This window comes from Cognatishimia sp. WU-CL00825 (assembly GCF_040364665.1).
Lineage (GTDB): Bacteria > Pseudomonadota > Alphaproteobacteria > Rhodobacterales > Rhodobacteraceae > Cognatishimia.
In genome coordinates, this window is record NZ_BAABWX010000007.1 from 39,868 (window position 1) to 56,437 (window position 16,570).

The window sequence follows — 16,570 nt, forward strand, 5'->3', positions numbered from 1 at the left end:
GTGTCATTATTTGCCCACCTTCCATTCGAGGTGGTCTGGACCTTGGCCCACCGGAGATTTGATCGATGGGAATTTCGGTTGCGACTGGTTGTCGGCGGGCGCATCGGTCTTTTCGATTTTGACGCGCAGATCAAACCATGCGGCTTGCCCGGTGATGGGGTCAGAGTTGGCAACCCGCATGCCGTCGCCTTTGGCGGGCAGCAATTCGTGGATCAGGTGGTTGAGCAAGAAGCCCTTGTTGGATTCAGGTGCGTTGTTGTCCAGCGCCCAAGTGCCTTTGCGTTTGCCGATCGCATTCCATGTCCAGACGGTGTTTTCATTCAGGGCTGCCTGATGTTCGACCGGCACGGTGATGGTGCCATGGGTCGAGCTGACGCGCGCCCAATCGCCGTCTTTAAAGCCGTATTGTTCCCAAAGCTTGGTTGGCAAATACAGCGGGTTTGTGCCGTGGAGCTGGCGCAGCCAAGCGTTTTGTGTGCCCCAGCTGTGATACATCGCCATCGGGCGTTGGGTCAGCGCATGAATGGGGTATTCTTCGAGATCAACGGCGGTGTCCTCAAACGGTTCATACCACATGGGCAGCGGGTCCATTACGGATTTGACCCGATCGCGCAGATGCTCTGGCGGTTGACGGTCGCCATGGCCTTCGGCTGCGCGTTGGAATTTGCGCATGGGTTCAGAATAGAGTTGGAACAGGTAGGGTGCTGGCGCATCGATGATGCCCATGCCCACCGCCCAATCTTGGTAGGCGTTGTTCCAGGGTTTGTAGTAATTTGCACCCTCTGGGATGTGAGAGACAAAGAAGCCGCCGTTCTCGATGTATTTTTCAAGCTGCTTGGGGTTGACCTCGCCGCGGCCGGTTTTGTCGCCGTTTTCACCACGGAAGCCTGCAAGGGGACCAACGCCCGGCTTGCGTTCGTGGTTGACGATATAGTCAGCGTAATCTTGGTATTTGGCGGAACCGTCTTCGTTGACAAAGCCCTGCATGCCTAAGCGGTTTGCCAGATGCACCAAAGTTGTCTGGAAGCCGCGCACTTCGCGGTCAGGTTCAATGACCGGCCAGCGGATGGCATCAGCTGCGCCGTCTGCTTCGCAGATCGGGCGATCCAGCAGCGAAATACAGTCGTGGCGCTCTAGATAGGTGGTGTCTGGCAGGATCAGATCGGCATAGGCGACCATTTCAGAGCTATAGGCGTCTGAATAGATGATGTTGGGGATCACATAATTGCCGTCCGCGTCTTTGTCAGTCAGCATTTCGATCACACCTTTGGTGTTCATCGAAGAGTTCCACGACATATTCGCCATATACATGAACAGCGTGTCGATTTTATAGGGATCACCCGCATGAGCATTTGAGATCACCATATGCATCAAGCCGTGGCTGGACATCGGGTTTTCCCAAGTGAAGGCTTTGTCGATGCGGATCGGAGAACCGTCTTCTTTCAGCATCAGGTCTTCGGGACCACGGGTGAAGCCGAGGTGCGGGCCATCCAGTGGCGCATCTGGGGTCACTTTTCCGTGGGGCTTTGGATGGGCTTCGATCGGTTTTGGATAAGGCGGTTTGAAGCGGAAGCCGCCGGGGACTTCGACGGTGCCCAGAACGATTTGCAGGATGTGCAGGGCGCGGCAGGTTTGGAAGCCATTAGAGTGTGCAGAGATGCCGCGCATGGCGTGCATCGAGACCGGGCGGCCAACCATTTTTGTGTGGGTTTCGCCGCGGAAGTCTGTCCATTCTTGATCAAGTTCAAATTCTTCTTCGAAGGCCACGCGCGCGAGTTCTGCGGCGATGGTTTTGATCTTTTTAGCGGTGATCCCGGTGCGTTCGGCGACATTTTCTGGTGCGTATTGTTCGTCGAGGTATTTCTCGGCCATCATCGCCATGACGGTGCGATGGGTTTTGCCACCAGTTTCGTAGGTGGCACCGAGGCTTGGGCGCACGCCTTTTTGGTCAAACGCAGCAGGTTTGCCAGTGACGCTGTCGATGACCAATGGCTTGTCGTTTGCATCGCGCAGAAAGAGACCGGTGTCTTCATCAAGCAAGACAGGCGCGTTGGTGTATTGGGCGAGATAATGCGCGTCGATTTTGCCAGCTTTCATCAGCTCGTGCACCAGTGAAAGGATGAACAGGCCATCGGTGCCCGGAGTGATACCAACCCATTCGTCAGCAACCGCATTATAGCCAGAGCGCACAGGGTTGACGCCGATGACTTTGGCACCGCGCGCTTTGATTTTGCCGATGCCCATTTTAATTGGGTTGCTGTCGTGATCTTCGGCGACGCCAAACAGCATGAACAGCTTTGTGTGATCCCAATCGGGCTGTCCAAATTCCCAGAACGCGCCGCCCATGGTGTAGATGCCGCCAGCTGCCATATTGACAGAGCAGAAGCCGCCGTGTGCCGCAAAGTTGGGCGTGCCAAAGCTTTGAGCCCACATGCCGGTGAAGGATTGGGATTGGTCACGGCCTGTAAAGAAGGCCAGTTTTTCTGGGTTCTTTTCACGTAGAGGTTTTAGAAGGCCAACGGCCATATCCAAGGCTTCGTCCCAGCTGATGGGTTCAAATTCGCCAGAGCCACGCGGGCCAACGCGTTTCATCGGCGATTGCAAACGCGATGGGGCGTTCACTTGCATGATGCCCGCAGAGCCTTTGGCGCAAAGCACACCCTTGTTGACGGGGTGGTCGCGGTTGCCTTCGATATAGGCGACCTGCTTTTTGCCGTCTGGACCGTCTTTCATATGCACGTTGATGCCGCAGCGGCACGCGCACATGTAGCAGGTGGTTTTGCGAATCTCGTCGGAAACCTTTGGAGATGTATCAATTTTGGGCTGCTGGAATGTCATCTGGCGTCCTTTTACGGCTGGGCGGCGGAAGAAAATCGCTGCGACGCAGGGATTTTAAGCGGGCTGCACGAAACGCAGCGCAAAGCGGTGCTTTGGCTGTGAAGTGAAACAATAGTGTCTTTTCGCGCGATCATTTGGGCAGATTTCCTGACTTCTGCTTGATGAGTGGGAAATTCACCCTTCACGTCAAGCGGAAAGGCGTTTTTTTGGAACTTTATTGTGCTTGCAAGGCTGTTACGGCGATCATTTGCGTGACGTCCTGGGCGCTGCAGCCACGAGACAGGTCATTTGCGGGTTTTGCCAAGCCCTGCATGACCGGGCCAATGGCAGTGTAGCCACCGACCCGTTGGGTGATTTTGTAGCTGATGTTGCCAGCATCTAGATTTGGGAAAATCATGACATTGGCGTTGCCGGCGACTGACGACTCTGGGGCTTTGCGCGCGCCAACAGAGGCGGTGAAAGCCGCGTCAAATTGCAGTTCGCCATCGGCTTGGATCTCTGGGGCGGCTGCTTTGAAAAGCTTCAGTCCCTCGGTGACCTTATCAACGGCGGCGTGGCGTGCGCTGCCCAGGGTTGAAAAGGACAGGAAGGCAATTTTTGGTTCAGTTTGCAAAAGTGCCTTGCAGGATTGGGCTGATGCTTTGGCTATTTCAGAAAGCTCTTTGGATGAAGGGTCGATGACCAAGCCGCAATCAGAATAGAGCATTGCGCGCGCACCATCTGTTGCATTGTCAGGTGGGTACATCAGGAAGAAGCTGGAGACCATGGCGGCATCTGGTGCCATTCCGATGACCTGGATCGCCGAGCGAACGATATCGCCGGTTGTATAAACGGCCCCGCCAACGGTGCCAGTTGCATGGCCCAAACGGACCAACATCGCGGCATAAACCACCGGGGATTGAACGGATTTTAGCGCCTTTGCTTCGTCAACGCCTTTGTGCTTGCGCAGCGCGTGGAAAGCAGAAGCAAAATCGGCGGTCAATTCAGAGGCCATTGGGTCGTGGATATGTACGCCGTTGCCTTCGGACGCGCCCTGAGCAGAAAGCTCGGCGCGGATGGCAGTGGCGTCGCCTACAAGAATAATGTCAGCCAGATTGGCTTGGTTGGCGGCAAGTGCCCCCGCAACAATGCGGGGATCACTGCCTTCGCTTAAGGAAATAACTGGGCGAGTGGACGGAGCCGTTTGCTTGAGCAGCTCCTGCGGCAAAAGTGTCATGGGTCCGTCTCTCTTTAGTCAGTTATTATTGAGCTTGCATGTCGTCGCGGTTGATACCCGCTACAGACACTGGCTTTTTCATCGCATCGCGACGGAAAGGCTCGCCAAGTTCTTTGTTCAGCAGGATTTCGATGAATGTTGTTTTCTTTTCATTCATCTGACGCTTAACAGCTTTGTCCAACTCGTCTGTCAGCTCGTCCATGGTTGTGACGGCAACGCCTTCAACACCACAGGCTTTCGCGATACCGGCATAAGACACTTCTGTCGCCAATTCGGTGCCAACAAAGTTATCGTCGAACCACAGTGTCGTGTTACGCTTTTCAGCACCCCACTGGTAGTTGCGGAAGATAACCATGGTGATTGCAGGCCAATCGTCGCGGTTAACCGAAACCATTTCGTTCATGGAGATACCGAACGCGCCGTCGCCAGCAAAGCCAACAACTGGAACATCAGGTTGGCCAACTTTGGCACCACAGATCGCTGGGAAACCGTAACCACATGGGCCAAACAGGCCAGGTGCCAGGTATTTGCGACCATCTTCGAAGGATGGGTATGCGTTGCCGATTGCGCAGTTGTTGCCGATGTCAGAAGAGATGATCGCTTCTTTTGGCAGAGCTGCTTGGATCGCGCGCCATGCCATGCGAGGAGACATTTTCGCTGGCTCGTTGTTGCGCGCACGTTCGTTCCAAGTTGTGCCTGGATCGTCGTCTTCGTGGGTCATCGATGTCAGTTCTTGTGCCCATGCGGACTTGGACTGAGCGATGGTGTTTTTACGTGCGTCGCGACCTTCGTCACCCGCGTTGTCACCCAGACGTGCCAAAATGCCTTGGGCAACTTTCTTAGCATCACCAACGATACCAACAGTTACCGGCTTGGTCAGGCCGATGCGGTCCGGGTTGATGTCAACCTGGATGATTTTCGCGTCGCGTGGCCAGTAATCGATGCCGTAGCCAGGCAAAGTTGAGAATGGGTTCAAACGTGTACCCAATGCCAGAACGACGTCGGCTTTCGCGATCAATTCCATGCCAGCTTTGGAGCCGTTATAGCCCAGAGGACCAGCAAACAATGGGTGAGACCCTGGGAACGCATCATTGTGCTGATAGCCAACGCAAACCGGCGCGGTCAGGCGTTCGGCCAATTCTGCAGAGTCGCCAATCGCGTCGGCCAGAACAACGCCGGCACCGTTCAGGATGACGGGGAATTTAGCGGAAGACAGCAAGTCTGCCGCACGTGCAACAGCTTCGTCACCACCCTGTGGGCGTTCGAATTCAACAACAGCTGGAAGCTCGATGTCGATGACTTGTGTCCAGAAGTCGCGTGGGATGTTGATCTGAGCAGGCGCGGAGGCGCGTTTTGCTTGCAGGATCACACGGTTCAGAGTTTCGGCCATGCGCGATGGGTCACGCACTTCTTCTTGGTAAGCAACCATGTCTTCCAGCAGCGCCATTTGCTCTACTTCTTGGAAACCGCCTTGGCCGATTGTTTTATTGGCAGCCTGTGGTGTCACGATCAGCAGTGGTGTGTGGTTCCAATATGCTGTTTTGATCGGCGTGACCAAAGAGGTGATGCCTGGGCCGTTTTGTGCGACCATCATGGACATCTTGCCGGTGGCGCGGGTGTAACCGTCTGCCATCATGCCTGCGTTGCACTCATGTGCGCAGTCAAAAAACTTAATGCCTGCTGCTGGGAACAGGTCGGAAATTGGCATCATTGCAGAGCCGATAATGCCAAAGGCGTTATCAATTCCGTGCATTTGAAGCACTTTTACGAAGGCTTCTTCAGTTGTCATTTTCATGGGTGCGTCTCCTGAGAACAAGAAAATGCGAGCCGAGGCTCGGGCGAGTGTAGGTTACGAGGTGTGGGATAAGACCAGTAGACCCAATAATCTGTGCGGAATAAGTCCAGATGATTTTGGTGTCATGATTCTTCGAATCCCTAGTTGAAGTGCGTGTTTTTGTAATTTTGTTGATTATTGACACTCAGGGTCTCAAAAGTCAATCAAATTGACGCGAAATTTTATTGCGCGTGCAAAAGACTGAGCAAAGCATCCGCTCTTGCCGTCTCTTAGTTTAAGGCCAGAAAATGTGAAAAGTGTTACCGAAAGGTTAACTGTCGATGCATTCGGCAATCAAGCGTATGCCTTCGGGGATGCGGCTGGTGGGAATCGACGAGTAGGCCAGCCGGTAATATTCGCGGGGTCGGTCCGTGCCGTGAAAAAACGTTCGGCCAGGTTCGATCACCACGCCTTGTTGCATAAGTTTTTTGGCCAATACCTCGGTGTCGACACCCTGAGGTGCGCGCATCCAGATGGAGGATCCGCCATGGGCCCCTTGCCCGGCAACCGTCAGTTTGTTTTCGGTGATGGCCTGATGCATGACCTCGCAACGCTCGTTCAGCGTGATACGTGTTCGGCGGATCAGCGCATCGTAATGCCCTAAGGATAGAAAATAGGCCGCTGTGCGCATGATATGGCCCGGAGGATGGCGCAGCACAGAGGCGCGCAATGCCCGCGCTTCGCGAATAAAGCTTTCGGATCCAACCATATAACCCAAACGTAGACCCGGAAAAATCGACTTTGAGAAGCTGCCAATGTAGATCACCCGCCCATCCTGATCCATAGACTTCAGCGCAGGAGAGGGCGCATTCAAAAAGGACATTTCAAATTCGTAATCGTCTTCGATGATCACCGCATCAAGTTCGCGCGCACGGTCAAGCAAGGCTTTGCGTCGCGCCATCGGCATGGTGGCCGTTGTCGGGCATTGGTGGCTTGGTGTGGTGAAGATTACGTCAGTTTTTGAAGGGATTGCGTGCGGTGGCAGCCCGTCTTGATCAACAGGAATCGGTACAAGGTGACAGCGGGATTGGGTCAGAATATCGCGCAGCGCATGGTAACAGGGGTCTTCGATCGCGGCGGTGCGTCGTTGGGTTAACAGAACCTGAGACGTCAACCAAAGCGCATTCTGCGCCCCCATTGTGATCAGGATCTCTTCGGGGCGGGCGACAATACCGCGACGCGGCAAAGTATGGCGCACGATGAATTCAATCAACCGCTCATCGTCCTGATCGTAATAGTCGGTGGTCAGGGCGGTAAAGTCTTTTTGCCCCAGAGCCTGAATGGCACACAGCCGCCAGTTTCCGTGGTCAAAGAGGCTTGGATCAGCCTGACCGTAGATGAAAGGAAAACGAAAACGTTGCCAATCTCCGGGTTTCTGGGGCGTGTCCCCCCCGGTATACCGGCGCCCGATTGCACGCGTCCAATCAACATTGTCGCCGGTCTGACGAATGGCGTGAAAGGGCGGTGGCTCTGGTGCGTTTTCGGACACGAAATACCCAGAGCGGCCGCGCGATGACAAATAGTCATTTGCCAGCAATTCGGTATAGGCCAGCGTTACCGTGATGCGGCTGACACCCAGGTGCTTGGCGAGTTTACGGGTCGAAGGCAGTTTTTCGCCTTGCCGAAACCGTCCGGACAAAATCCCCTCGGCAATCATTTGCTGGATCTGCGACTGCAAGGTGCCCTGAAATTGGGGGTTAAGAAAAAACGTATCGACAGAAATCGACATGACCTATTCCAATTCTGGACTTATCGCGCGGAAAAATCTGGCACCATGCCAGGCTGATTTCATTTTCCAGCACTCTCACAGATTTTTCAAGGGAGCCCACGAAAACAGAGAATATTCGTCTCATAAATCGTGTTTTTGCGCAAATTAGCGTATGTTTATAGCAGCTTAGAGAGCAGAGCGCTGCGGGTGGTGGCCCATTCGGTAGCGATAACAGAGTAGACCGCCATGTCGACCGGCTGGCCCGCGCGATCAATTTTGGCACCGCGCAGCACGCCGTCAAGCCCTGCGCCAAGGTCAGAAAGAATCAATCGATGTGCATGGTCCTGGGCCGGTACACGCATCTGGACGGTCACCGCGCGGGCACATTCGAAGGCATAGGTGAGCATCATGGTGGTCATCTCTGTGAACATTAGATGATCGCTGCCCTGTAACCATGTTCCGCCAATTTCCAGCTGCTTATGCGCGCGGTCGATGCGGGAAAAGCCGGTTATGCCTCGCAGGAATTCATTGTGATCGGACACCGCAAAAAACAATCCGCGCCCGTCTGCGTGTTGCTCGCGCAGATACGAGATTTCACCTTCGAGCGCGTCGACTGTGGGCACGCGACAATTTGCGGGCAAATGCTTTGGTCCCATGCTTGCCAATGACAGTCCCGCAGCGTGGGATTGTGTCAGAGGAAACAGGGTGACACGGGTGCCACAAAGCATTTGGGCGGCTGGCCACATGGGGCGTCCTATAGGTTTTTCAAAGTCTTGCGTGTCTTTTGAGACTCACACCCTCAAAAAGGGTGTGAGTTGTTCTTGTCGTCTTACCCAAAGACTTTGGTCAAAGCAACGTCGACGGCATGGCAGATATCGTCGATGTCCTGAGCGGTAGCGATCAATGCAGGGCTGAAACACAGGGTGTTGTTGCGCCCTGGGATCGATCGATTGGTAACCCCGATGATCACGCCTTGGGCACCGCATTCTGCGACAACCTTTTGCGCCATGGCTTCTGGTACAGGTTCTTTAGTTTCACGATCTTGAACAAGTTCGAGACCCTGGAACAACCCCTTGCCGCGCACGTCGCCAATGACAGCGTGTTTTTCTGCCAAAGCATTGAAGTTTGCAGTCATGCGCGCGCCCATGGCGGTGCAGTTTTCCAGAAGCTTCTCATCTTCGATGATTGCCATATTTGCCAACGCCGCAGCTGGCCCGGCGGTGCAGCCGCCGAATGTGGAAATATCGCGGAAATAGCCCATAGGGTCTGACGCGTCATCTTTGAACATTTCAAAGACTTTTTCGGTTGTCACCATGCAGGCAATCGCTGCGTAACCAGAGGCAACGCCTTTGGCCATCGTCACAAAGTCAGGTTCGATGCCGTAATGCTGGTAGCCAAACCAGGACCCGGTACGACCCACGCCGCAGACAACTTCGTCGATGTGCAAAAGCACTTCGTATTTGTCGCAGATTTCGCGCACGCGCTGCCAATAGCCTTCGGGGGCTTCGATAACACCGCCACCGGCTGTGATCGGCTCTAGGCACAATGCGCCGACAGTTTCTGGGCCTTCGCGCAGGATAACTTCTTCGATCGCGTCAGCGGCCGCACGGCCAAACTCTGCACCGGACAGATGCTCTAGGCCCAGCTCGTGTTTGCGGTATTCCATACAGTGCGGAACTTTGACAAAATCAGGCGCAAATGGGCCGTATTGCGCGTTGCGCTCGTCTTGGCCGCCGGCGGACATCGTTGCCAACGTCGAGCCGTGATAGTCGCGGTCACGATAAAGAATCTTGGTTTTTTTGCCGCCATATTTCTTATGGGCAATCTGGCGCACTAGTTTAAAGGCTTTCTCGTTCGCCTCCGAACCAGAGTTTGTGTAATAAACGCGCGACATGCCGGGCATTTTTTCGATCAGCTTTTCAGCGAACAGCGATCCGGGAATCGAGCCTGCGGACTGCGCGAAATAGCAAAGTTTTAGCAACTGTTCTTTGACGGCTTCTGCAATGCTTTCACGGCCATAGCCGACGTTTACTGTCCAAACACCGCCCGACACAGCATCCAGAAATTCTTTGCCGTTTTGATCCCAGACGCGCATGCCTTTGCCTTCGACAATGATACGCGGGTCTGTGGTTTCAAATGGTTTATGTTGTGTCAAATGATGCCATACATTTGCTTTGTCGGCTGCAATGACGCGAGAGAGGTCGTTGTCTTGATATGTGCCGTCCATCAGGTCCACCCTATTTAGTAGCAACCATGTTGCTGAATGCTTTGAGAGGCCAGACTCACTGGCCAATTGATAATTTACACTCGCTGTTTTTATGGGCGTTTCGATAGGGCCAGTCATGCCTCAATTTAAGGCCAGATTTGGTTTGGTTGCTTGGCGAAAAATCAGAATATTTCTGCCAAGTAATTGTTTATAGGATATTAAATGGGAAATTGTCATTATTCATCATGTCGTGTTGCTGGTTGACCATGTCGTTTTGAAAAAGAAATTCATTGATCGAAACCAATTTTTCCGCTCCGATTGGAATTGTTCAGAGCATAATTTTGGGCAAACCGCAAAAGTGTCGACCTTAACAAGACCGCGCGGGATTTAAGCTGTTGGTTGATCTGGCAGCACATGTACACGGGAGAAAATTGAATATGATGTTGAAAAAGCATTTTGCTGCGATGGCGGCGACTGCCGCATTGATGGCGGGTACTCAGGGCGCAATGGCTGCCGGTCACGGTGGTGAAATTACAGTTGCTTACTTCTTGGAATGGCCAATGCCATTTCAGTATGCCAAGGAAAAAGGCATGTACGAAGATGCCATGGGCGTAAAGATCAACTGGGTCAGCTTTGACACAGGTACAGCGATGAGCGCGGCGATGGCGTCGGGCGATGTGCAGATTTCGGTCAGCCAGGGCATTCCACCGTTTGTTGTTGCTGCCTCTGCAGGTCAGGACATTCAGGTTGTAGATATCGCCGTCAGCTATTCTGAGAACGACAACTGTGTCGTGTCCGAAGGGTTGGAAATTGACAAAGAAAGCGCTGGCGAACTCGCGGGCAAAAAAGTTGCGGTTCCGTTGGGCACCGCGGCGCATTTTGGTTTCCTAGAGCAGATGAACCACTTTGGTGTGTCTTTGGATAGTCTGGAAATCGTCGACATGGCGCCAGCCGAATCTGCGGCTGCATTGGCGCAGGGATCCATTGACATGGCCTGTGGCTGGGGTGGTGCGCTGCGCCGCATGAAAGAGCACGGCAATGTGCTGCTGACAGGCGCTGAAAAAGAAGAGCTTGGCATTCTGGTGTTTGATGCAACCACCGTTCCTGCGGCATTTGCTGCGGAAGAAGGTGAGCTGCTGGCGAAATTCCTAAAGGTCACTGCGGATGCAAATGACATGTGGAATAGCGGTGCCAACACTGCAGAAATGCTGCCAATTATCGCCAAAGATGCCGGTATGGACGAAGCAGACGCGGCTGCAACTATTGGGACCTTTATTTTCCCAAGCGCAGGCGATCAGCTGGGTGAAAAATGGCTTGGTGGTGGTGCGCAATCCTTCATGAAAGGCGTTGCAGATGTCTTTGTGGCGGCCGGAAGCATCGATTCAGCGCTCGACTCATATGAGAACGCGGTAAACGCTGCGCCTTTGACTTCGGCAAGCGGTATGTAAGTGTAGCGGGCACCGCCGTGGTTATGCGGCGGTGCCCACATCATTTCGAGGTGACCGCGCAGGCTGTGATGCTGGGGACGCGACGCCAATAAAATCACAAAATCATCAGAAAGGCGGACCATGTCGGGACTGTCGATCGAAAAAATCTCCATGCGTTTTGATTTGCCCGATGGCGGGCACGTTCAGGCGCTTAAGGATGTGAGTCTGGATCTCAAATCTGGCGAGTTGCTCAGCATTTTGGGACCATCAGGCTGTGGTAAGACCACCTTGTTGAACATCGTCGCGGGTTTCCTGGCCCCAACCGAGGGCCAGATTGTTTTGAACGGGCACACGGTTCAAGGGCCAGACGCCGAGCGTGGCATGGTCTTTCAGCAAGGGGCCTTGTTTGAATGGATGAGCGTGCGCGAAAACGTGGGCTTTGGGCCAACGATGAAGGGTATGGCCGCGAAAGAAAAATCTGAAATTGTTGACCATTTGTTGGATGTGGTCGGCCTGCAAGACTTTAAGGAAAAGGCAGTTTATGAACTGTCTGGCGGCATGCAGCAACGTGTGTCTTTGGCGCGCTGTCTGGCAAACGATCCCGATGTCATCCTGATGGACGAACCTCTGGGCGCGCTTGACGCCCTGACGCGCGAAAAAATGCAGTCTTTGGTTCTAAAGCTTTGGAAAGAAACTGGAAAAACCATCATCTTGATCACGCACTCTGTGGAAGAAGCCTTGCTTTTGGGCGAGCGGCTGATCGTGATGGCCCCGCGTCCGGGCCGAATTCACAAGGAATACAATCTGCCATTTGCAGAAATGGGCGTTGGGCAAGACCTGCGTGAGGTCAAAAAACATCCTGAATTTGCCGAACGTCGCGAGGAAATCCTTGGGATGATCTGGGATATGGAAGAAGAGATTATGGGCCGGACGGAGGACGCAGCATGATTCCGTTTCTGATTTATATCGCGATCTTTATTGGCGCGTTTTATGCGGTGCGTTTCATCGCGCAAAAGACAGCGATCCAAGACTACACGTCGCTGAAAACCGTGACCTTTGGTGATGAAAGCGCGGTGCGCTCTAATCGGTCTGCATCTTTCATCTCGATTATTACGATCTTTGTCATCTGGGGGGCCTTTACGGGTTCTAAGGGTCTGCCGGGCTTTATGCACGCGCCTGGCCCTTTTGTCGGCGACACCTCGTTCACCTATACCGCCGAAGCTGGTGGCGAAACTGACACAGCAACGGTGCATTTCCGGGTTCACCGGGCGGGCGACAAAGTGGATCCGATTGCCATCGAACCGGGTGACGGATTTGCCAAGGACGATAGTGAATTGGTTGGCGCTTGGCGCTCTAAGTTGCTGCGCGTAGACAAAAACGATGAGATTTCAAAGTCTGATGGTGCCAAGGTTATCGCAATCAATGGTACAGCCGTTGCGCCCGGAGACTCTGTTGACGTGGAAGGTGGGACAGTCTCTTTGTCTGACAAAGGCACACCAAACTTTACCCCTGACAAAGGCTGGCAAATGGAGCCAATCTGGCTGCCGTCACCAGAAGCGGTTGTTGTGCGCACCATTGAAATTGCCAACCAAGGCTATCAGGGCTCGACCTTATGGGAGCACCTTGGGTTCTCGTTGTACCGGGTTATTCTGGGCTTTGTGATCGGGGCGGTTGTTGGCATTCCATTGGGCTACGCCATGGGCCTGAGCGATTGGTTCCGGGGCTGGTTTGATCCTATCGTCGAATTCATGCGTCCGGTGCCGCCACTTGCGCTGATCCCGCTGGTGATCATCTGGGCGGGTATTGGTGAGACGGGTAAGATCATCTTACTGTTCTTGGCGGCCTTATGGATCATGGCCATTGCGGCGCGATCTGGGGTGTCTGGCGTGAGCATTTCAAAGGTGCATGCGGCCTATTCGCTGGGGGCAAGCAAGGCGCAGATCATGCGTCATGTGATTGTGCCAAACTCTTTGCCAGAGATCTTTACCGGGGCCCGTGTTGCGATGGGTGTTTGCTGGGGTACGGTTGTTGCCGCTGAATTGGTTGCAGCAGAAAAGGGAGCCGGCAAAATGATTGTGGCTGCGTCTAAATTCCAGAACACCGATATCGTGATCATGGGGATTATCTTGATTGGTATCATTGGCTTTGGCATCGATGTCTTGATGCGCTACGCCGAGAAGGTTTTGGTGCCTTGGAAAGGCAAGGGCTGATAGCCCTCCCAAACTTGAAATGCGAAAGGGCGGCCCGGCGGTCGCCCTTTTCGTTGGGGGGCGGCTTATTTGGTGAGAATGAGTTTTCCGGCGCGGGTGATGCGCAGCGTGTAGATTTGGTTGTTCAGCACAATTCGGGCAAGGCCGTTTTTGCCGGTGATGATTTTGGCGTCATGCACAGGTGTATCAATAAAGAGATCTGAAATCGGGGTTTGAATATTCATTGTCGCGTTTCCTTGGCTGTGGTGATTTATTTCTGACTAAAATACTCGGATGAGTCAATTCCTGATTTTATTTGTCGGGAATAAATTTAGGCAAAAGAAAACCCCGCAGGCGCGGGGCTAACTCACTTTATTGGTTTTTTGTGCCTTAGCGGTAGAACAAAGATTTGCCGTTGCTGAACAAATGAACCTTTGACGGATCTGCGGTCAGACCAACTTGGGTGCGCCGCAGCTCTTTGTGAATGCCGGGCAGTTTGGCGATGACCCCGTCGGCGGTGTCTTCGGGTTCAAAGTACAGCAGCGTTACCTCGCCCAAAGCTTCGGTGATCTTGACCATGCCGGTATAGATGGCCGCGTCATGGGTCACGGTGAAGTCCTCTGGTCTGATACCGATATTCACGCGGAGGCCAAGTTCGCTGTCCATGGTGGCAACATTTGAGCGTGCAATGCCGCCGCCATCTAAAGTCACTGTGGTGATTGTACCGGTTTCGGTGATCTCGCCGGATAGCAAGTTCATCGCTGGAGAGCCGATGAATTGGGCGACAAATTCGTTCTCAGGGGTTTCATACAGCTGCAAAGGGGTGCCGACCTGAGCAATGCCCTTGTTGGCCAGAACAACAATGCGTGTGGCCAGTGTCATCGCTTCGACCTGATCATGAGTCACATAGACCATAGTGCTGTCTGGCATGGCTTCCTTAAGCTGGGCGATTTCGATGCGGGTGGCTACACGTAGCGCGGCATCTAGGTTGGAAAGCGGTTCGTCAAACAAATAGACCTTGGGATCACGCACAATGGCGCGGCCAATGGCCACCCGCTGACGTTGCCCGCCTGACAGGGCCTTTGGCAGGCGATCAAGGTAGTCTTCGAGTTGCAAAACCTTGGCGGCATAGGCGATGGATTCATCGATTTCGGCCGGGGTTTTCTTGGCCAGTTTCAGGGCAAAAGCCATGTTTTCGCGCACCGTCATATGCGGATACAGCGCATAGGATTGGAACACCATGGCTATGCCGCGCTGCGCGGGTGGCATGTCGTTCATCAACATACCGTCAATTTCCAACGTGCCGCCCGTGATTTTTTCCAGGCCTGCAATCATGCGCAGCAAGGTGGATTTGCCACAGCCCGACGGTCCAACGAACACAATCAATTCACCGGGTTCAATGTCCAGATTGATGTCGTTAAGCACGTTGACCGCACCGGCATAGGTCTTTTCTACGTTTTGAAGTTTAAGGCCTGCCATGATTTATTCCCCTTGGTCCAAAATCGCGATGAAAGGCTGCCATGCATCAAGTGTGATCTGGCGGCTGGTGGATTGCGCGCCTCCGAGGTCCGCAGCGATGGGCTGCAAAGCAGAGGTTGGCAACGTGAGATCTGCGGCGCTGTCGCCCAGATTAAAGGCGCAAAACAATGTTTGCTCGCCGTAGCTGCGTGTGAATTGCAGGATATTGCCAGTTGCGGTCGGCGCAGAATGCGCGCCTTTGCGCAGCGCAATATGATCTTGCCTTAGAGCGATCGCGCGACGGTAATGGTGCAGCAGCGCGTCTGGTGTTTCTTCTTGGGCAGAGACCGAATTATGCAAGTGATCCGCGCTGACCGGCAGCCAAGGAAGCCCCTGGCTAAAGCCGCCATTTTGGTTGGATTTTTCCCAAACCATCGGTGTTCGGCAGCCGTCGCGACCCTTGAATTCTGGCCAGAATTCAATGCCATAGGGGTCTTGGAGTGCCTCAAATGGCACCTCTGCTTCTGGAAGGCCAAGCTCCTCGCCCTGATAGATGCAGACTGATCCGCGCAGGCACATCAACATGGTTGTGAACAGGCGCAGGGCCTTGGGCGTCAGATCCCAGCGGGTCACATGACGCATGACGTCATGGTTGGAAAAGGCCCAACAGGCCCAGCCATCGGGTGCCTTTTCGTCTAGGTGCCGAAAGACCTCGGCGATGCGGGTGGCGGTCAGTGGGGCTGACGCCAGGAATTCAAAAGCATAGCACATATGCACATAGTCGTCGCCTTGGGTGTATTGCCCAAGAATATCCAACCCATATTGCGCATCCCCCACTTCGCCAACTGCAGCAGAGCCGGGGAATTCGTCAAGCAGCGCCCGGAATTTGCGCAGAAAATCCAAGTTTTCTGGCTGGTTTTTGGAGTAGAGATGTTCCTGATGATTATAGGGGTTCACGCTGGGCGCGATGGTGGCGTTACGTGCCTCGGCGGGCAGGGCCGGGTTGTCGCGCAGCTGCGCATCGTGGGTGTAAAAGTTGATGGTGTCCAAGCGAAACCCATCAACCCCGCGCATCAGCCAAAATCGGGTGGCATCCAGCAGCGCGCTTTGCACAGCTGGCGTATGAAAGTTCAGGTCTGGTTGGCTGGTTAGGAAGTTATGCAGAAAGTATTGCTCACGGCGCGGATCCCACTGCCAGGCTGATCCCCCAAAGATCGACAGCCAATTGTTGGGCGGGGTGCCGTCTGGTTTTGGGTCGGACCAAACGAACCAATCGGATTTGCTGTTGTCGCGTGATTTGCGGCTTTCTTTGAACCAGTCGTGTTGATCGCTTGTATGAGACAACACCAAGTCGATCATGACACGCAATCCCAGATCGTGGGCGCGCGCCACAAGCGCATCAAAGTCAGTCAGCGTGCCAAACATTGGATCAACGTCGCAATAGTCGCTGACATCATAGCCAAAGTCTTTCATTGGCGACTTGAAAAACGGCGAAATCCAGATGGCGTCCACCCCAAGCGAGGCAATGTGCGGTAGGCGGCTGGTGATGCCTTTTAGATCGCCGATGCCATTGCCGCTGCTGTCTTGGAAGCTGCGCGGGTAGATTTGGTAAATCACGCCGCCGCGCCACCAATCTGTGTCACCTGCTAGAGCGTGTGCTGAATTGAGCGAAGTCATTACGTTCATTCCATTGT

General features: G+C 53.9%; 12 protein-coding genes. 3 read left to right on the forward strand and 9 right to left on the reverse strand.

Going from position 1 to position 16,570, the window contains the following annotated elements; all coding sequences use genetic code 11:
• Window positions 1-6: 6 nt before the first annotated feature.
• The 6 genes from ABXG94_RS16330 to ABXG94_RS16355 form a co-directional block, all read right to left on the reverse strand.
• On the reverse strand, window positions 7-2,838 hold the full coding sequence (locus ABXG94_RS16330) for a molybdopterin oxidoreductase family protein (RefSeq protein ID WP_353535999.1): 2,832 nt from the start codon (window positions 2,836-2,838) through the stop codon (window positions 7-9).
• 214 nt (window positions 2,839-3,052) lie between these two features.
• Window positions 3,053-4,054: a phosphate acetyltransferase gene (gene pta / locus ABXG94_RS16335; RefSeq protein WP_353536001.1), complete on the reverse strand. Its 1,002-nt coding sequence runs from the start codon at window positions 4,052-4,054 to the stop codon at window positions 3,053-3,055.
• Between the two features lie 25 nt (window positions 4,055-4,079).
• Window positions 4,080-5,849, reverse strand: coding sequence for a sulfoacetaldehyde acetyltransferase (gene xsc, locus ABXG94_RS16340; RefSeq protein ID WP_353536003.1), 1,770 nt, complete (start codon window positions 5,847-5,849; stop codon window positions 4,080-4,082).
• A gap of 310 nt (window positions 5,850-6,159) precedes the next feature.
• Window positions 6,160-7,617 (reverse strand): MocR-like pyridoxine biosynthesis transcription factor PdxR, encoded by a 1,458-nt coding sequence (pdxR, locus tag ABXG94_RS16345; protein ID WP_353536004.1) that lies wholly within the window; start codon window positions 7,615-7,617, stop codon window positions 6,160-6,162.
• Between the two features lie 155 nt (window positions 7,618-7,772).
• A complete protein-coding gene (locus ABXG94_RS16350; RefSeq protein WP_353536006.1) occupies window positions 7,773-8,342 on the reverse strand; it encodes a GNAT family N-acetyltransferase in 570 nt (189 codons plus the stop codon).
• An 83-nt stretch (window positions 8,343-8,425) separates the two neighbouring features.
• Window positions 8,426-9,823, reverse strand: a complete 1,398-nt coding sequence (locus ABXG94_RS16355; protein WP_353536007.1) for an aminotransferase family protein — start codon at window positions 9,821-9,823, stop codon at window positions 8,426-8,428.
• A 419-nt stretch (window positions 9,824-10,242) separates the two neighbouring features.
• Here ABXG94_RS16355 and ABXG94_RS16360 point away from each other — a divergent pair, with 419 nt between their 5' ends.
• The 3 genes from ABXG94_RS16360 to ABXG94_RS16370 all read left to right on the forward strand — a co-directional run bounded on the left by ABXG94_RS16360 (window position 10,243) and on the right by ABXG94_RS16370 (window position 13,439).
• On the forward strand, window positions 10,243-11,250 hold the full coding sequence (locus tag ABXG94_RS16360) for a taurine ABC transporter substrate-binding protein (protein ID WP_502901725.1): 1,008 nt from the start codon (window positions 10,243-10,245) through the stop codon (window positions 11,248-11,250).
• Window positions 11,251-11,370: 120 nt separating this feature from the next.
• A complete protein-coding gene (locus ABXG94_RS16365; RefSeq protein ID WP_353536009.1) occupies window positions 11,371-12,177 on the forward strand; it encodes a taurine ABC transporter ATP-binding protein in 807 nt (268 codons plus the stop codon).
• Complete coding sequence (locus ABXG94_RS16370) at window positions 12,174-13,439, forward strand: ABC transporter permease (protein WP_353536010.1); 1,266 nt, start codon at window positions 12,174-12,176, stop codon at window positions 13,437-13,439. The genes ABXG94_RS16365 and ABXG94_RS16370 overlap by 4 nt, the downstream gene beginning before the upstream one ends.
• A gap of 65 nt (window positions 13,440-13,504) precedes the next feature.
• On the opposite strand, the gene hemP is transcribed toward ABXG94_RS16370, so the two are convergent.
• From hemP to ABXG94_RS16385, 3 genes are all read right to left on the reverse strand, one after another.
• Window positions 13,505-13,663 (reverse strand): hemin uptake protein HemP, encoded by a 159-nt coding sequence (gene hemP, locus ABXG94_RS16375; RefSeq protein ID WP_353536012.1) that lies wholly within the window; start codon window positions 13,661-13,663, stop codon window positions 13,505-13,507.
• Between the two features lie 145 nt (window positions 13,664-13,808).
• The gene (locus ABXG94_RS16380) at window positions 13,809-14,897 is read right to left on the reverse strand and encodes an ABC transporter ATP-binding protein (protein WP_353536014.1); all 1,089 of its coding nucleotides are present in this window, start codon (window positions 14,895-14,897) and stop codon (window positions 13,809-13,811) included.
• A gap of 3 nt (window positions 14,898-14,900) precedes the next feature.
• Window positions 14,901-16,562 (reverse strand): alpha-glucosidase, encoded by a 1,662-nt coding sequence (locus tag ABXG94_RS16385; RefSeq protein ID WP_353536016.1) that lies wholly within the window; start codon window positions 16,560-16,562, stop codon window positions 14,901-14,903.
• Window positions 16,563-16,570 lie beyond the last annotated feature (8 nt).

Coding starts and splice junctions, on each gene's coding strand:
- pdxR (WP_353536004.1), bottom strand. CDS start 7,617: ATGTCGATTTCTGTCGATACGTTTTTTCTTAACCCCCAATTTCAGGGC.
- pta (WP_353536001.1), bottom strand. CDS start 4,054: ATGACACTTTTGCCGCAGGAGCTGCTCAAGCAAACGGCTCCGTCCACT.
- ABXG94_RS16330 (WP_353535999.1), bottom strand. CDS start 2,838: ATGACATTCCAGCAGCCCAAAATTGATACATCTCCAAAGGTTTCCGAC.
- hemP (WP_353536012.1), bottom strand. CDS start 13,663: ATGAATATTCAAACCCCGATTTCAGATCTCTTTATTGATACACCTGTG.
- ABXG94_RS16350 (WP_353536006.1), bottom strand. CDS start 8,342: ATGTGGCCAGCCGCCCAAATGCTTTGTGGCACCCGTGTCACCCTGTTT.
- ABXG94_RS16360 (WP_502901725.1), top strand. CDS start 10,243: ATGTTGAAAAAGCATTTTGCTGCGATGGCGGCGACTGCCGCATTGATG.
- ABXG94_RS16385 (WP_353536016.1), bottom strand. CDS start 16,562: ATGAACGTAATGACTTCGCTCAATTCAGCACACGCTCTAGCAGGTGAC.
- ABXG94_RS16370 (WP_353536010.1), top strand. CDS start 12,174: ATGATTCCGTTTCTGATTTATATCGCGATCTTTATTGGCGCGTTTTAT.
- xsc (WP_353536003.1), bottom strand. CDS start 5,849: ATGAAAATGACAACTGAAGAAGCCTTCGTAAAAGTGCTTCAAATGCAC.
- ABXG94_RS16355 (WP_353536007.1), bottom strand. CDS start 9,823: ATGGACGGCACATATCAAGACAACGACCTCTCTCGCGTCATTGCAGCC.
- ABXG94_RS16365 (WP_353536009.1), top strand. CDS start 11,371: ATGTCGGGACTGTCGATCGAAAAAATCTCCATGCGTTTTGATTTGCCC.
- ABXG94_RS16380 (WP_353536014.1), bottom strand. CDS start 14,897: ATGGCAGGCCTTAAACTTCAAAACGTAGAAAAGACCTATGCCGGTGCG.